The sequence below is a fragment of the Cytobacillus sp. genome (genome assembly GCF_964223445.1).
Taxonomy (GTDB): Bacteria; Bacillota; Bacilli; order Bacillales; family Cytobacillaceae; genus Cytobacillus.
Window position 1 is genome coordinate 1 of record NZ_CAXQGS010000028.1, and the last position, 14,249, is coordinate 14,249.

Genomic DNA, 14,249 nt, shown 5'->3' on the forward strand with positions numbered 1-14,249 from the left:
GCTATAATAGGTCAGCCGCAAGCTGGGCAAGGCCTGATCTCTCACCCTTAACAAGCTTGACATGTCCTGAGATAACCTGATCTTTGAACCTTTCCACGACATAGGTGAGACCGTTGTTATAAGCATCCAGGTATGGATGATCAATTTGCTCAGGATCTCCCATCAGGACAATTTTACTTCCTTCACCAACCCTGGTTAAAATGGTTTTTACTTCATGCTTTGTCAGGTTCTGTGCTTCATCTATAATAATAAATTGATCTGGTATGCTTCTGCCCCTAATATATGTCAGAGCTTCAACCTCAATAGAGCCCATACCAGCCAATATCGCATCCAATTCACCTGGCTTTTTGACATTAAACAGGTACTCCAAATTATCAAAAATTGGCTGCATCCATGGCCTTAACTTCTCCTCTTTTTCTCCGGGAAGGAATCCCAAATCTTTTCCTACCGGCACAATGGGGCGAGCCACCAGCAATTTTTTGTACTGCCCATAATCTTCTGTCTGCATTAAGCCGGATGCCAGCGCCAGAAGAGTTTTCCCAGTCCCCGCCTTCCCGATAAGCGTAACAAGCGGCAGATCATTTCTCAGCAATAGCTCGAGAGCCATTGTCTGCTGGACGTTTCTGGGCTTAATCCCCCAAATATGATCATGGTCAAAAATGAGCTTTTTCACTTTCTTCCCACTTTTATCCACAATACCAAGTGCAGACGAAGATGAACCCAGCGCATCTTTCATCACCAGAAACTGATTCGGGTAGAAAGGATGGTTTGCTATTTCTGATAGCGGCAGTTCACTTTTTTCATAAAAGCGGTTCATAATATCGAGACTGATATAGACTTCCAGAAATCCAGGATATAAATGATCATTTTCAACCACACGGTCACTTAAGAAGTCTTCTGAAATTAGCCCGATAGCATCCGCTTTAACTCTGACAAGGGCATCTTTGCTTACAAGAATAACCGTTCGTCCATTTTCTTTTGTCTCTTCCTCAAGTGATAAGTTTTTTGCAACTGCCAAAATCCGATTATCATTTGTTTTTTCAACAAAAATCTCTTGAAGTTCATGAAATGATCTATGATTTAACTCAATTCGCAGGCTTCCGCCATTTTCAAGAGGTATTTTCTCATGCAGCTTACCCGTCTCCCTCATGCTGTCAATCAGCCGGGATACTTGCCTTGCGTTCCTCCCAATTTCATCCATATACCTTTTCTTAGAATCAACTTCTTCTAGAACTACAGCCGGGATGACTACTTCATTTTCTTCAAATGAAAATATGGAATTAGGATCCTGCAACAAGACATTGGTATCTAATACGTAAATTTTACTCAATATGATGCCTCCTGCTCCTCTTGTGTCTTTTTAAAGCAAATTACAAAAGCGGGGTCCCCTGCATGCGGATTTGCAGCTTCATGAAAGAATCACCTTCAATCTTGATGGAATATTCTCCTGTTGTTTTATATTATTCATTCTTTTAAAGATGTTGATTAATCAGGAATAAAGCTTTCTTATGAAGTGGACAAATCTATCTTGGTAAAAATATATGTAATGCCGAATAAAGATAGAAGAAATTTTGCACAATAACATTAAAGAATCTCATTATTCCTGAACCTGAAAATTCAAGTGTCCACTTTCAATTTCAGGGAAATTTTGATCGCCCGGAGGTGTCAAATATGAATAAATGGCTGCTGATATGCATGACAGGATTGCTATTATCAGGGTGCGGTATGAACGGCAATCAGGCGCTGGACCATCAGGAACAGCAAAATGCCAACACCATAAATGTTAAAAATAGTACAATACAGGAAGTTGACAGGGAAACTGGACAGCAAGTTTCCAGGCATCTTGTCAATTTGGCTACCAGAGTTCCTAATGTAAATGATGCGACTGCTGTTGTCCTTGGACGTTTTGCTATAGTCGGAGTAGATGTGAACAAAAACCTCGACCGTTCTGAGGTTGGAACAATTAAATATTCAGTTGCCGAAAGCCTCAAAAATGATCCTCATGGTGCAAGAGCAATTGTAGTGGCTGATCCGGATATTAACGCAAGGCTGCGGGAAATAGCTGAAGACATTCAAAACGGCGAACCCTTGCAAGGAATCATGAATGAACTGGCAGATATCGCTGGCCGGCTTATGCCTGAAGTTCCTGCCGATTTAGTTGATCCAAAAAAGAAAAATGAGAAAAACGCAACTGAAGATCCAAAGAAAAAACTCGACAATAATCAGGAAAAACAGCTCGAACAAAAACAGGAAAAACACTCGAATTATCATAAATAAAAGGGTTGCAGGCACCTATACCATTTTAACTAAGTGGCATAGGTGCCTGCCCCTTTTTTAGCCAAAAAAAACTTAGTTCCCGAGGGAACTAAGCTTTTTTCATCGCTTCCATAACCTGTTTGTCCAAACGGGCTGCTGCGTCTTTATCATATGTTTTGTCATATTGCGGTTCCACAGTGATTTTAGATCCGTAAAACATGACATCACGGACTTCTTTCACAGTGATTTCCATAAGTGCAAGCTTAAGAGGTACTCCGTCCATCTTTTCTGCCTTAACCGAAGCTTCACCAGCGATGGAGTATGTAGATTCATTCGCAATAATATTCAGCACAACCATGTTATTGCTATTTATGTTTTGAACAATCCTGGAACGGTTATCGACAGCAAAATACAATGTTTCCTCATTTTTTGCCAAAACCCATGAAATCGCATTAACGTTTGGTCCGCCGGTTTCAAAATCAATAGTGGCAAGAGTAACAAAACGTTCCTTTTGCAGTTCGTCATATAATGGTTTAATTAATTTGGGTTCTACCTGATTTGCCATTCTTTTCCCTCCTTTAATAATTTAATCATAGTATGATAACGCTTTTCTTTCAACCAATAACATCCTTTACCTCAAGTCTGTTAGAGCCTTTGCTCTTTCTATACTAATATGAACTAACACAATAAACCCGATACGGCCTGACCCAAAAAAATTGTAATTTGCCGCAAAGCATTCGAATCAATCCTTAACTTATACTATAATGGTATTAACAACAGCTAAAACAATATGAGGTGTCCTATGCGAGTAAAATGTGTACTTTGTGATAAAATCGAATCAATTGAAAACGAGTCCTTACAGGCTAAACGGCTTCGAAACCGCCCTATTCACACATATATGTGCAAACCATGCGAAACAAGAATTACCGAAAATACTCAGAAAAGAGCAGATACCGGAAACTTTAAGCTCTATCGAAGCCAAGTCCAGGAGGAAGAATGGTAAATCAGGCGAAGCATAAAAAAGCCGTCCCTAACATCATTTAGGGACGGCTTTTCTTATTTCTCTGGATAATTCACATACTTTTCAGGTTCATTTTGAATCTGATCAAGCATCACTTCTATTAACTCACGTGGAAAACGGCTCTTCTTCCGTTCTGTATCCTTAGTATAATGCACAAAGTACATTACTTCATCTTTTTCAACTTCGATATCAGAAATCTTATGCTCTTGTGCAAGAATGTCAAAAAACATTCTTTCTGTGTCTGCTGCTGCTGTATCATCCGGACGTTCATCACAGACAATTTTTATCGTTAACCAGTTATACAGTGAATCCTGCAAAGATTTCATCTCAGTCTCTCCCGGTTATTCCGCCTTTGCCTGTTCCTTCTTTTCCTGGTGAAGGCGGATTTTATAGATAATCAAAATTAACGCAGCAACCACAAGGCCTTCTGCTACAGGAAGGAATACCCCAAGAAATGTCAGCACGGTACATCCTAAAATCAAGAAGGTATATATAACAGCTGATTTTATTATAGGAAGTTTCTTGGCAAACCCCAATTTAAAAACCAGTATGGACAGTAGAACAATTGTTATATATAGAAGCCACATTCCAGTTGTGGGATTCTCATGGACTTTGAACAAAGCAGCGAAAAAAGACAGGCGCTGTGAAACATCCATATCCTTCTCTCCTCCCCTTCTTAGCCTTAGTTAGTTTCAGCGTATTTTTTCTTTTTGGCCATTCTTTCACGTTCATTTTTATCAAGAATTTTTTTGCGCAGTCTGATTGACTCAGGTGTTACTTCAAGCAGCTCATCATCATTCAAATATTCAAGAGCTTCTTCAAGAGTCAAAATACGCGGCTTTTTAATTACATTCGTTTGATCCTTATTAGCAGAACGGATGTTGGTTGCATGCTTTACTTTAGTAATATTGACAGTAAGGTCATTTTCGCGAGTATGCTCTCCAACAATCATTCCTTCATAGATTTCAGTACCTGGTTCAACGAAAATGGTACCTCTATCCTCTACTTGCATAATACCATATGTGGATGACTTTCCGCTTTCCATGGAAACAAGCACACCCTTGCTTCTGCCTCCGATTTGTCCTTTAATTTCAGGCTGGTAGCTGTCAAATGTGTGATTGATAATACCATATCCGCGAGTAAGCGTCATAAATTCTGTGGAGTAGCCAATTAGTCCGCGGGCTGGGACGTTGAATGTAAGTCGCACTTGGCCATTTCCGTTATTGACCATATCAAGCATTTCACCTTTACGTGTACCCATTGATTCAATGATTGAGCCGGTATTATCCTCTGGCACATCAATTTGAACACGTTCTACCGGTTCGCAGCGAACACCATCAATTTCTCTAATAATTACTTCAGGCTTGGAAACCTGCAATTCAAAACCTTCACGGCGCATATTTTCAATGAGGATTGATAAATGAAGTTCTCCACGTCCAGATACAACCCAAGCGTCAGGTGAATCTGTATTTTCGACACGAAGACTCACATCTGTCTCGAGCTGGGCACGCAATCTTTCTTCAACTTTTCTGGCCGTAATATACTTGCCTTCTCTTCCTGCAAATGGGCTGTTATTTACAACGAAAGTCATTTGCAATGTTGGCTCATCTATTCTTAGAACAGGCAGTGCTTCCTGATGTTCGACAGGGCAGATTGTTTCCCCGACGTTGATGTCTTCCATTCCGGAAACAGCGATCAAATCTCCTGGAAACGCTTCTTGAATTTCCTCGCGTTTAAGGCCGAAGAAGCCAAAGATTTTTGTAACCCGGAATTGCTTAACTGAACCATCAAGCTTCATTAAGGCAACCTGCTGGCCAACCTTGATTGTTCCCCGGAATACACGGCCAATTCCGATTCTTCCCACATAATCATTGTAATCTAAAAGTGCAACCTGGAATTGTAGCGGCTCTTCACGATTATCAATAGGTGCTGGTATATGGTCTATAATTGCTTCATAAACAGAATGCATATCATCATCCTGTTTATCAGGAGTTGTACTTGCAGTCCCAGCAATAGCAGAAGCATAAATAACCGGAAATTCAAGCTGGTCTTCGTCTGCACCAAGTTCGATAAATAAATCGATAACCTCATCAACAACTTCTGTTGGGCGTGCAGATTCCTTATCAATTTTATTTACTACTACGATTGGTGTTAATTTTTGCTCCAAAGCCTTTTTGAGTACGAAACGTGTTTGAGGCATACAGCCTTCATATGCATCAACTACCAATAAAACACCATCAACCATTTTCATGATACGTTCCACTTCACCGCCGAAATCTGCGTGTCCAGGCGTATCCAGAATGTTAATTCTGGTATCTTTATATTTAACTGCAGTGTTTTTAGCTAAGATCGTAATACCGCGTTCTCTTTCCAGATCGTTTGAATCCATTGCGCGCTCTTCCACGTGCTCATTTGAACGGAAAGTCCCGGACTGTTTTAAAAGCTCGTCAACCAATGTTGTTTTACCATGGTCAACGTGGGCTATAATTGCAATATTTCGAATATCTTCTCTTAATTTCAAAAGATTTCCTCCTATTTATAGAAACTGAATCATTTTTTCAACATTTTTCACAACTGATACATTATATCACAATTACTATAGAAACCTAAAAGCTTTTTGTGTAAAATAATGTTGAAAAGGAATTATTTCTGATGTATGCTGTTCATTTTTATTCTCTTTACATATTTTTCGCCAATATTTACTTAAAATAATCCGCTTGGGAGTGTAAAACATTTATGAACAAAATCAAGTGGCCTTTATTAGCCTTTGCGATTGGGGCAGCTCTATGCATGATGGGCATAGGCGTTGCTGTAGCTGAAAGAAGCATAATAGGGATGATCATTGCCATCATTGCTTTAATTTTTGTAATGGGATACGGTTTTAAAACAAAGAAGAAAATGAGAGAAGACGGTTTATTATAGAAACGGCAATAAAAGCTGCAGCTCTGAGCTGCAGCTTTATCAAATTAATGGACAGACCATTATTAAGAAGTCTTTGCCATCGGGAGAAGCCTCCATTTTGAATTGCTCAAAGCCGGCATCACTTAAAAAATATATCCAATCATGCCGGTTCTCAGGAACACCTGAAAAGAAAGACTTTTCTCCTTTTTGCTTTAATTCTTCGGCTAACAGCTCAATAATCTTAGTACCGATTCCTTTCCTGCGAATACTGTTCTTAACCAGGATGGTACCTAGCCAGGGTTTCCTGTTAGAAGGAGATGAATTTAAGTGGAATGTGACAGCTATCCGTTCTCCATCGAGCCTCCAAATTCTCCACTCCCCGTTTAATTCCTGATACCTCGCCATATAATCCCTCAGGTTATGCCCGCTTTTTTCTTCTTCTTCCCAGGCAGCACTATCCTTAATGACCTCTAAAAAAAATGGCAAGTCTTCATCTGTGAACCTGCTGCTTGATATATTACCAATTGCCATTTTTTAAGTATTCTTTCATGATTTCCTGATGAAGCCCAGGCTTAGAGACAAAAACAGAATTGTTTTCAAGATAATTCAGAGGATCACCTTTAACGGTTGTTGCAATTCCTCCCAATTCCTCAATCATGATCACACCAGCGGCGAAATCCCATGGAGCCAGACGCATTGTTATGTATGCATCAACCCTACCGGATGCAATATATGCCATTTCAATTGCTGCTGAACCATAGGATCGGGTTCCTCTTGCATTTCTTACGAGGGGAGCCAGGAGTGATGGATCAATTCTTCTATTTTCCGTAACCCAGGTAGCATTCAATCCGATTATTGCCTTTGATACATCCGTTTCCTTTAATGGCGGAAGTTCCAAATCATTCAGGAAAACACCCTGCCCCTTCATGCAATGATATAACTCATCATGGACTACATCGTAAATTAAACCAACTTTTCCCTTTCCGTTTTCATAAATGCCTATTGATATAGCAAAGTTTCTTTGCTGATGGACAAAATTCATTGTTCCGTCAATTGGATCAATAATCCACACAATTCCTTCCATATCGCTTAGTTTATTACCGAAACCCTCTTCACCCAGGATTCGATGGCCAGGATATTTTTCATTAATTTTTTTTATGAAGAATTGTTCTGTTTCCTGATCTATATCTGTCACTAAATCGTTTGCATTTGACTTGGTGGTGATGGTCAAAGTTTTGCTGAAAGAATTTTTAATATTTTCGCCGGCCTCTCTAATCAAGGCTTTGGCATATGTATGAATTTCACTCCAATTTGTCATAGGTCCGCCCTCCGCTTGGTATATCCTTAAAATATAACTAGCTTAAATGAATTAGCTGGGTTCTTCAAGTTATATACTCTCCTATGATGCGGGTTATCATTTGCAGGTAAAAACAATTGCCAAAATAATAAACGAACTCCTCATGAAATCAGGGAGTCCGTTTCTAATTATTTTTTCTTTTCATTTGCATTTTTTCTGCCTTTTCTCCTTTAGTCACAATTAATCTTAAAGTGCTTTTAATCTAAGAAGTTCCTGCCTGATTTTTTCAAGCTTTAGCTTAGATTGTTTCTGGAGATCTTCATTTTTTTCTGACATGGCATCAAACAAAGTAGCTAACTCATAATCCATTTCCAGCCTTAAGACCGCTGTTCTTTCCCTATCACCATTTTTTTTCTTCACTGTATTCATAAGTTGTTTCATTAGACAGTACACCCCTTCCAATAGTGATTAATTTTCTGATTATTTTTACTATTATCATATGAAGGACAATTCTCAGTTGCAACTAATTTGTGCGATAACCTAAAACTTTATTTAGCCGCTTCTTCAGAGCTTAAAATTTTTGGATTGTTCGAGGTTATGCTACAATATTTGACAAAGCATATAGGAGGTTAGCTTATGTCTTTTTCTGGTTTTACAAACGATGATTTCGATGTCTTCAAAATAGATGGACTTGATGAAAGAATGGACAGGTTAAAATCTGTTATTAGGCCTAAGTTGGAAGACTTGGGACGCCATTGTGCACCTTCTCTCTCAAACATGTCCGGAGATGAAATATTCCCTCATGTTGCTAAGCATGCCAGAAGAACAAAGAATCCGCCAAATGATACGTGGGTTGCATTTGCAGGCAATGCGCGGGGATACAAAATGGTTCCTCATTTCCAGATAGGTTTATGGGAAACGCATGTATTCATCTGGTTTGCCATCATATATGAAGCACCGAATAAAGCTGCTGCAGGCAAATCTTTTGAAAACAGCCTGGATATATTTTATAAAGAAATACCCAAGGATTATGTCTGGTCAGGCGATCACACAAAACCAGATGCTGTTCCTCATAATCAAATTTCCAAAGAAGAATTAAAATCCATGTTTCAGCGCCTGCAAAATGTTAAAAAAGCTGAAATTCTTTGCGGCTATCATATTTCTCGAGAAGATGCCGTTCAGATGTCATCTGATCAGTTTATTCAAAAAGCTGAATCTGTATTTAGAAATTTATTACCCCTATACAAAATGGCATAAACATGTTTCGCATATCGTGGAATAGGCAGCTAAAAAAACAAAACCTTCAAATTGAAGGTTTTGTTTTTTTACTAAGTCTATTTCTGCATTCTTACTTTATCCCCTGCTGAACGTTCTTTGGCCAATTTAACGGTCCTATAGGAGGAATAACCGCTTTGTTCTTCAAATTCATCACAAATGTTTTTCTCGTGGGCTTTTCCCGGAACGATTTCCTTAAAGCGTCTATATGCATTCATGAATTGTTCCCGCTCAATTCCTTTTTCGTATGCCATTTCAATGCTTTCAAAGTATTTAATAACGTCAACTATTTCTTCGGTTGACCAATCCTGGTCAATCGGGTACTGATATTCCATTTCACTTCACCTCATTTATGATAGTCATGATGTATTTTCACATTATTTTATCAATATTAAACCCATTTTCCCCTGATTGATTCTCCTTCTGCAACGATCCGCTGGAATAGTTCTTCAACTGAGGGGATATCCTTAATTAATCCCATAACTTGTCCAGCCCATGCAAATCCTTCATGGCCGTTCCCTTCATATATATATTTTTTATTAGCATTCCCGCTAATGTAGTCTTTTAATTGCTCATAGCCGCCGTTTTGTTTTTCGATTTCGAGTATTTTTTCCGTCCATGAGTTAGCTATTACCCTTGCAGGTGCACCTATAGTTCTTTTTATTACTACTGTGTCATTTTCTGTTCCTTCGACTAAACGATTTTTATATAATTCAGAAGCATGGACGCATTCCTTTGTCGCAACAAATCTTGTCCCCATCTCAATACCCTCTGCTCCAAGACTTAAAGCTGCCATCAGGCCCCTGCCGTCTCCAATTCCTCCTGAGGCAATAACAGGAATGGATACAGCATCAGCCACCTGAGGAACTAGAACGAAGGTTCCAATATCATCCCTGCCTAAATGTCCTCCGCCTTCCTGTCCAACGACCATCACAGCATCTGCCCCAAGTTCCTCTGCCTTTACTGCCTGCCGTTTTGCCGCCACAAGTACAAGTTTCTTAACATTTACACCCTTTAACTGATCAAAAATAGGCGCAGGATTCCCCCCTGTCATAGAAATAACAGGAACTTCTTCTTCAATTGCAATATCCAGGTAATGAGAAAATGGCCTTCCATGCTGCCCAATAGCAAAATTAACCCCAAATGGTTTATCTGTCAATTTCTTAACCTTTTGGATCTCGTCTCTTAATTTTTCCGGGCTGCTGAGAGACATTGCAGTAATCTGCCCTAATCCTCCTGCATTTGAAACAGCTGCTGCCAAGTCTGAATAAGCAAGATGGGCAAGGCCACCCTGTATAATTGGATATTTAATTTTTAATAATTCTGTCACACGTGTGTTCCACTTCATTTATAAACCCTCCATTTCTTCCTGACTTTTTATTTCTATTTATAAGGTTAAAATTCCTGTTAACTTCTAAAACTAATGGCAAATCGAAATGTGGTGGCGGCTGTCCAGGGACGACAAGCATATGACGAACCCTTCAATCGGGATTGGGCAAACCTTTCGTCTCCAGGAGCGGTAACCAGACAGGCTTTATCAGGATGAATATGCAATAAAACTTTCTATGCAAAGGGATTGAATAATGCTATAATGCAAATGTTTTATAACAGCATGAGCATATTGAAATATTAATTTTAAAGAGGTGTGGGAATAAGTTGTCTCAATACAAAACACCGCTGTTCAGCGGTTTGCTTGCACACGCAAAAAAGGATCCGGTACAGTTTCATATACCCGGCCACAAAAAAGGTGCCGGGATTGATCCGGAATTCAGGGAATATATAGGTGATAATGCACTCGCCATTGACCTGATCAACATTGGTCCACTCGATGATCTTCATCAGCCAAAAGGCATTATAAAAGAAGCACAGGATCTTGCAGCAGAGGCTTTTGGGGCGGATAAAACATTCTTCTCTGTACAAGGAACGAGCGGAGCCATCATGACCATGGTTATGGCTGTCTGCGGGCCAGGGGATAAAATCATTGTTCCGAGGAATGTTCATAAATCCGTCATGTCTGCAATTGTTTTTTCAGGGGCAACCCCTATTTTTATACATCCTGAAATTGATGAAAACCTGGGTATATCTCACGGCATTACAACTGAGTCAGTCTCGAAAGCACTGGAACTTCATCCGGACGCCAAAGGGGTATTAGTGATTAATCCTACTTATTTCGGTGTATCTGCAGATCTTAGGAAAATTGTTGAAATAGCCCATTCATACAATGTGCCTGTACTTGTGGATGAAGCACATGGTGTGCATATTCACTTCCATGACGAACTTCCATTATCAGCCATGCAGGCCGGCGCTGACTTAGCAGCAACGTCAGTCCACAAACTGGGCGGATCAATGACACAAAGTTCAATATTAAATATGAAAGGGAATCTTGTTTCGGCCAAAAGGGTACAATCCATTTTAAGCATGCTGACAACAACTTCCACTTCTTATTTATTGCTTGCCTCCTTGGATGTTGCCAGAAAACGTCTTGCGACTGAAGGAAAGGACCTTATTCAAAAGACTATTGATTTGGCCCAGTCCATTCGCCGCCGCATCAATGATATTGACCGGCTATATTGTGTCGGTGAAGAAATACTGGAAACAAAAGCGGCGCATGACTACGATCCGACCAAATTGATTATTTCTGTCAAAGAACTTGGCATGAATGGTTTCGATGTGGAAAATTGGCTCCGGGAACATCATAATATTGAAGTAGAAATGTCTGATTTATATAATATTCTTTGCATCGTTACCCCCGGTGACACTGAAAGAGAAGCTGATATTTTAGTTTCTGCTCTTGCCGAACTCGCTACTGAGCGCAAAGGAAATACTGAAAAGCTTGAAACTCAAGTGCTGCTGCCTGATATTCCCGTTTTATCACTTACACCACGTGACGCATTTTATGCTGATACAGAACTGGTTCCATTTGACGAGTCAGAAGGAAGAATTATCGCCGAATTCATTATGGTTTATCCACCCGGAATACCTATATTTATTCCAGGAGAAATCATTACTAAGGAAAACCTGCGTTATATAAAAACGAATATGGAAGCGGGACTTCCAGTTCAAGGGCCTGAAGATTACGACTTTAAATATCTTCGTGTTATTGAAGAGCACCGGGCCATCAGATAATGCAAAAGAGCCTTCCACTTTTAGGAAAGGCTCTTTTTATGATTAACGATTATTTTTTGTATTCTCTGTTTTTTCTCCGTCACAGCAATTGCATTTTTTTGAATATAGTACAGTTACTTTTTCATCCTCAAAATGATCAATAGTTGAATTGCAAGCCTGGCATACGATTGTACCCATCTTTTCATTCTCCTTTTCATTGAGTTTTAATTTTAGTTGAAAGCGCTTTATCTCTATATCAATAATAATATAACACTATTAATTTATCAAGCCTAATTGTATAACATAATTATTGTTTTTTATTGGTATTTACGTTAACTTCATTTATAAACCTTTATTATTAGTATGACATAATAAAAAAAACAGACCAATTTGGCCTGTTTTTTTTGCTTAATCGTATTGTTCTTCAAAACGCGCACCGGGGATTGCTTCTGAGAAAAACTCGCTTAAATCAGCCGCCTGTTCATATAAATCAAGCTTGAATGCCTTTTGCAAGTATTCGATGTCTTCGAGATCTTTAGGGTCGAGGAGAGTTGAGCGGCCAGTCTGCATACAAATAACCAGAGGCTTGGAAAAGAAGAGGTTTGTATAGACAATTCCAAAATCATAACGGGTTGACTCTGTCGTAAAGCCAACAAAACGGACATTCACGTTTTCATGCTCATCATAGAGCTTCTCAAATAAATCCATAAAATTCCTCCTTTTTAAATAAATATTTAGAATATTATTATAATTTAATATAGGCGATTTGACAAGTAATTTAATTTTGCCTTACTATTTTAAGTTGTCATAAGATTTTATCTAATGCTAGAATGAAGGAGGACGTTCGTTACCATAATTATGGGGATAATGGGGGGATAGATGTTGGCGGCTAATTCTTTTATCAAGCTGGTTCCTTCATCAGCTAAGGAAAATATTTCAACAGAAGAGCTTAAAGAACTTTTCTTATATTATAAGGATATTACAGGCAAAACAGGCAATCAGATAAATTGGGACTATAATGATGCAGCCTTTCCTTATGAAATTAAAGAGAAGCCTGATGCAAAAGAAACCTGGTTTTACCTTTATTCTGACCATGACCGATATAACGCCATATTGCTAGGCGTTGATAAAGAAAAAGTTATTGAGGAAGACGGTTCTGAACGGGAGCAGGCGTACATACAGGTTACATTGCCGGAAGGTGCAACATTTGGAGATAAAGGTAAAGCAAATGAATTTTGCAAATTTCTCGCTAAAAAGCTGCAAGGTGAATTGCATCTCTTCAATGGAAGAATCATGTACTATTATAAAAGAAAATAATTGATTCCAATAAAAACGTTGAGAACAGCAGCTGCTGTTCTCATTCTATTTCCTGGCTGATTTGAGCGGGATCAACTGGGGTAAATCCTTTATTCTGCAGACCTTTCACAATATCCTCTAGAGCTTCTTTTGTCCATTGCCTATCATGCATCAATAAGTTTGCACCATTCACTAAAAAGGGTGAATTAATCATTATATCTGCCAAAGCTTCTTTTGACTGATATTCCTTTTCCCAGTCATATCCGTATGTCCAATTCATGAGGAGCATGTTTTCATCCTTGGCGACTTTTCTGCTGTAGTCAGAAATGGATCCGAATGGTGCCCGGAAGAACTTTGGCCTCTCTCCAATAATCTCTTCTACTCGGTCATTAAGACCAACAATTTCTTTATACTGCTGTGCCTCTGATAAGGTTTTCAGGTTGGGGTGGCTGTATGTGTGATTACCGATAGCAAACCCAAGTTCGTGTATTTCCTTCAAAACTTTTGCTTCTTCCGGAGTATCAATGAAGTGCCCATTAACAAAAAATATAGCCGGTGCAGCTAGTTTTTTTAAGATCCTGGCCATCTCCAATGCATTTTTATCCGGCGCATCGTCAATGGTCAGTAATACAACTTTTGAATTTGCCTGATTCATTGGTTCTATTGTCCAATTACTTGCATTTATCCTATATTGCGGTTCTAATAAGGATACTGCTTCTTCTTCCGGCTCTTCTTCGGCATCTTCTTTATTCTTCTCCGATTTCGATTCATGAAATTTGGAATGGTCATCCGAATTATTTTCTTCTTGCTTATACTCTTCTTTTTCCAATTCTGATGGCTGACTTTCAACCGCAGTATGATCCGTACACGATGCCAGAATCATTAGAAAGAAAACACCTATGACAAGTCCTGTTATTCTCATATTGACCTCCTGCAGTGCATATTCCTTTAAACTCACACCAATAAGTGTTAGTATGTAAAATGGCCTTTTTAAAAGAGTTGTTCCCCTTTTTGACACCTTACCATTACCTACTGATTTTACCCGAAACAGGTCCGTTTTGAACATTCAAAAGTAAAATTCAGAATTCAGTTTTTGAT

At 39.0% G+C, this 14,249-nt stretch carries 19 protein-coding genes; 6 read left to right on the top strand and 13 right to left on the bottom strand.

Annotation, left to right across the window (positions count from 1 at the left end; all coding sequences use genetic code 11):
* Position 1: 1 nt before the first annotated feature.
* Complete coding sequence (locus ACEQ1T_RS03750) at positions 2–1,333, bottom strand: PhoH family protein (RefSeq protein ID WP_370221814.1); 1,332 nt, start codon at positions 1,331–1,333, stop codon at positions 2–4.
* Between the two features lie 338 nt (positions 1,334–1,671).
* Here ACEQ1T_RS03750 and ACEQ1T_RS03755 point away from each other — a divergent pair, with 338 nt between their 5' ends.
* Positions 1,672–2,277 carry a YhcN/YlaJ family sporulation lipoprotein gene (locus ACEQ1T_RS03755; RefSeq protein WP_206836019.1) on the top strand — a complete coding sequence of 202 codons (606 nt, stop codon included), beginning with the start codon at positions 1,672–1,674 and terminating at the stop codon, positions 2,275–2,277.
* Between the two features lie 88 nt (positions 2,278–2,365).
* On the opposite strand, the gene ACEQ1T_RS03760 is transcribed toward ACEQ1T_RS03755, so the two are convergent.
* The gene (locus ACEQ1T_RS03760) at positions 2,366–2,821 is read right to left on the bottom strand and encodes a pyridoxamine 5'-phosphate oxidase family protein (protein ID WP_206836016.1); all 456 of its coding nucleotides are present in this window, start codon (positions 2,819–2,821) and stop codon (positions 2,366–2,368) included.
* Between the two features lie 237 nt (positions 2,822–3,058).
* Here ACEQ1T_RS03760 and ACEQ1T_RS03765 point away from each other — a divergent pair, with 237 nt between their 5' ends.
* A complete protein-coding gene (locus ACEQ1T_RS03765) occupies positions 3,059–3,259 on the top strand; it encodes a YlaI family protein (protein WP_206836014.1) in 201 nt (66 codons plus the stop codon).
* A gap of 53 nt (positions 3,260–3,312) precedes the next feature.
* Here the strand turns inward: ACEQ1T_RS03765 and ACEQ1T_RS03770 are convergent, their stop codons facing one another.
* From ACEQ1T_RS03770 to typA, 3 genes are read right to left on the bottom strand one after another with little or no spacing between them, the layout of a single operon-like run.
* Positions 3,313–3,603 carry a hypothetical protein gene (locus ACEQ1T_RS03770; RefSeq protein ID WP_206836013.1) on the bottom strand — a complete coding sequence of 97 codons (291 nt, stop codon included), beginning with the start codon at positions 3,601–3,603 and terminating at the stop codon, positions 3,313–3,315.
* Positions 3,604–3,618: 15 nt separating this feature from the next.
* Positions 3,619–3,933 carry a YlaH-like family protein gene (locus tag ACEQ1T_RS03775; protein WP_009330961.1) on the bottom strand — a complete coding sequence of 105 codons (315 nt, stop codon included), beginning with the start codon at positions 3,931–3,933 and terminating at the stop codon, positions 3,619–3,621.
* 26 nt (positions 3,934–3,959) lie between these two features.
* On the bottom strand, positions 3,960–5,798 hold the full coding sequence (gene typA / locus ACEQ1T_RS03780; RefSeq protein WP_206836011.1) for a translational GTPase TypA: 1,839 nt from the start codon (positions 5,796–5,798) through the stop codon (positions 3,960–3,962).
* A gap of 215 nt (positions 5,799–6,013) precedes the next feature.
* Here typA and ACEQ1T_RS03785 point away from each other — a divergent pair, with 215 nt between their 5' ends.
* A complete protein-coding gene (locus tag ACEQ1T_RS03785; protein ID WP_113881805.1) occupies positions 6,014–6,199 on the top strand; it encodes a YlaF family protein in 186 nt (61 codons plus the stop codon).
* 39 nt (positions 6,200–6,238) lie between these two features.
* On the opposite strand, the gene ACEQ1T_RS03790 is transcribed toward ACEQ1T_RS03785, so the two are convergent.
* From ACEQ1T_RS03790 to ACEQ1T_RS03800, 3 genes are all read right to left on the bottom strand, one after another.
* The gene (locus ACEQ1T_RS03790) at positions 6,239–6,709 is read right to left on the bottom strand and encodes a GNAT family N-acetyltransferase (RefSeq protein ID WP_206836009.1); all 471 of its coding nucleotides are present in this window, start codon (positions 6,707–6,709) and stop codon (positions 6,239–6,241) included.
* Positions 6,696–7,496, bottom strand: coding sequence for an inositol monophosphatase family protein (locus tag ACEQ1T_RS03795; protein WP_206836007.1), 801 nt, complete (start codon positions 7,494–7,496; stop codon positions 6,696–6,698). The genes ACEQ1T_RS03790 and ACEQ1T_RS03795 overlap by 14 nt, the downstream gene beginning before the upstream one ends.
* Positions 7,497–7,721: 225 nt before the next feature.
* Positions 7,722–7,916, bottom strand: a complete 195-nt coding sequence (locus ACEQ1T_RS03800) for a hypothetical protein (protein ID WP_035328635.1) — start codon at positions 7,914–7,916, stop codon at positions 7,722–7,724.
* Between the two features lie 195 nt (positions 7,917–8,111).
* On the opposite strand from ACEQ1T_RS03800, the gene ACEQ1T_RS03805 reads away from it, so the two are divergent.
* Entirely contained in the window at positions 8,112–8,732 is a 621-nt protein-coding gene (locus ACEQ1T_RS03805) for a YktB family protein (protein WP_370221791.1), read from the top strand.
* Between the two features lie 77 nt (positions 8,733–8,809).
* Here ACEQ1T_RS03805 and ACEQ1T_RS03810 read toward each other — a convergent pair whose 3' ends face one another.
* On the bottom strand, positions 8,810–9,085 hold the full coding sequence (locus ACEQ1T_RS03810) for a UPF0223 family protein (RefSeq protein ID WP_206836003.1): 276 nt from the start codon (positions 9,083–9,085) through the stop codon (positions 8,810–8,812).
* Between the two features lie 56 nt (positions 9,086–9,141).
* Positions 9,142–10,098 (bottom strand): nitronate monooxygenase family protein, encoded by a 957-nt coding sequence (locus ACEQ1T_RS03815; protein ID WP_206836002.1) that lies wholly within the window; start codon positions 10,096–10,098, stop codon positions 9,142–9,144.
* A 308-nt stretch (positions 10,099–10,406) separates the two neighbouring features.
* Here ACEQ1T_RS03815 and ACEQ1T_RS03820 point away from each other — a divergent pair, with 308 nt between their 5' ends.
* A complete protein-coding gene (locus ACEQ1T_RS03820; protein WP_370221792.1) occupies positions 10,407–11,876 on the top strand; it encodes an aminotransferase class I/II-fold pyridoxal phosphate-dependent enzyme in 1,470 nt (489 codons plus the stop codon).
* Positions 11,877–11,918: 42 nt separating this feature from the next.
* On the opposite strand, the gene ACEQ1T_RS03825 is transcribed toward ACEQ1T_RS03820, so the two are convergent.
* Positions 11,919–12,053: a GapA-binding peptide SR1P gene (locus tag ACEQ1T_RS03825; RefSeq protein WP_019381676.1), complete on the bottom strand. Its 135-nt coding sequence runs from the start codon at positions 12,051–12,053 to the stop codon at positions 11,919–11,921.
* A gap of 210 nt (positions 12,054–12,263) precedes the next feature.
* Positions 12,264–12,563, bottom strand: coding sequence for a DUF3055 domain-containing protein (locus tag ACEQ1T_RS03830; protein ID WP_206835998.1), 300 nt, complete (start codon positions 12,561–12,563; stop codon positions 12,264–12,266).
* Positions 12,564–12,734: 171 nt separating this feature from the next.
* On the opposite strand from ACEQ1T_RS03830, the gene ACEQ1T_RS03835 reads away from it, so the two are divergent.
* Positions 12,735–13,172 (top strand): DUF1885 family protein, encoded by a 438-nt coding sequence (locus tag ACEQ1T_RS03835; RefSeq protein WP_370221793.1) that lies wholly within the window; start codon positions 12,735–12,737, stop codon positions 13,170–13,172.
* Between the two features lie 40 nt (positions 13,173–13,212).
* Here the strand turns inward: ACEQ1T_RS03835 and ACEQ1T_RS03840 are convergent, their stop codons facing one another.
* Positions 13,213–14,073, bottom strand: coding sequence for a polysaccharide deacetylase family protein (locus tag ACEQ1T_RS03840; RefSeq protein ID WP_370221794.1), 861 nt, complete (start codon positions 14,071–14,073; stop codon positions 13,213–13,215).
* Positions 14,074–14,249 lie beyond the last annotated feature (176 nt).

Excerpts from the sequence above, each read along its gene's own strand:
- ACEQ1T_RS03755 (WP_206836019.1), top strand. The coding sequence starts at position 1,672 with ATGAATAAATGGCTGCTGATATGCATGACAGGATTGCTATTATCAGGG.
- ACEQ1T_RS03760 (WP_206836016.1), bottom strand. The coding sequence starts at position 2,821 with ATGGCAAATCAGGTAGAACCCAAATTAATTAAACCATTATATGACGAA.
- ACEQ1T_RS03765 (WP_206836014.1), top strand. The coding sequence starts at position 3,059 with ATGCGAGTAAAATGTGTACTTTGTGATAAAATCGAATCAATTGAAAAC.
- ACEQ1T_RS03770 (WP_206836013.1), bottom strand. The coding sequence starts at position 3,603 with ATGAAATCTTTGCAGGATTCACTGTATAACTGGTTAACGATAAAAATT.
- ACEQ1T_RS03775 (WP_009330961.1), bottom strand. The coding sequence starts at position 3,933 with ATGGATGTTTCACAGCGCCTGTCTTTTTTCGCTGCTTTGTTCAAAGTC.
- ACEQ1T_RS03785 (WP_113881805.1), top strand. The coding sequence starts at position 6,014 with ATGAACAAAATCAAGTGGCCTTTATTAGCCTTTGCGATTGGGGCAGCT.
- ACEQ1T_RS03790 (WP_206836009.1), bottom strand. The coding sequence starts at position 6,709 with ATGGCAATTGGTAATATATCAAGCAGCAGGTTCACAGATGAAGACTTG.
- ACEQ1T_RS03795 (WP_206836007.1), bottom strand. The coding sequence starts at position 7,496 with ATGACAAATTGGAGTGAAATTCATACATATGCCAAAGCCTTGATTAGA.
- ACEQ1T_RS03800 (WP_035328635.1), bottom strand. The coding sequence starts at position 7,916 with ATGAAACAACTTATGAATACAGTGAAGAAAAAAAATGGTGATAGGGAA.
- ACEQ1T_RS03805 (WP_370221791.1), top strand. The coding sequence starts at position 8,112 with ATGTCTTTTTCTGGTTTTACAAACGATGATTTCGATGTCTTCAAAATA.
- ACEQ1T_RS03810 (WP_206836003.1), bottom strand. The coding sequence starts at position 9,085 with ATGGAATATCAGTACCCGATTGACCAGGATTGGTCAACCGAAGAAATA.
- ACEQ1T_RS03815 (WP_206836002.1), bottom strand. The coding sequence starts at position 10,098 with ATGAAGTGGAACACACGTGTGACAGAATTATTAAAAATTAAATATCCA.
- ACEQ1T_RS03825 (WP_019381676.1), bottom strand. The coding sequence starts at position 12,053 with ATGGGTACAATCGTATGCCAGGCTTGCAATTCAACTATTGATCATTTT.
- ACEQ1T_RS03830 (WP_206835998.1), bottom strand. The coding sequence starts at position 12,563 with ATGGATTTATTTGAGAAGCTCTATGATGAGCATGAAAACGTGAATGTC.
- ACEQ1T_RS03835 (WP_370221793.1), top strand. The coding sequence starts at position 12,735 with ATGTTGGCGGCTAATTCTTTTATCAAGCTGGTTCCTTCATCAGCTAAG.
- ACEQ1T_RS03840 (WP_370221794.1), bottom strand. The coding sequence starts at position 14,073 with ATGAGAATAACAGGACTTGTCATAGGTGTTTTCTTTCTAATGATTCTG.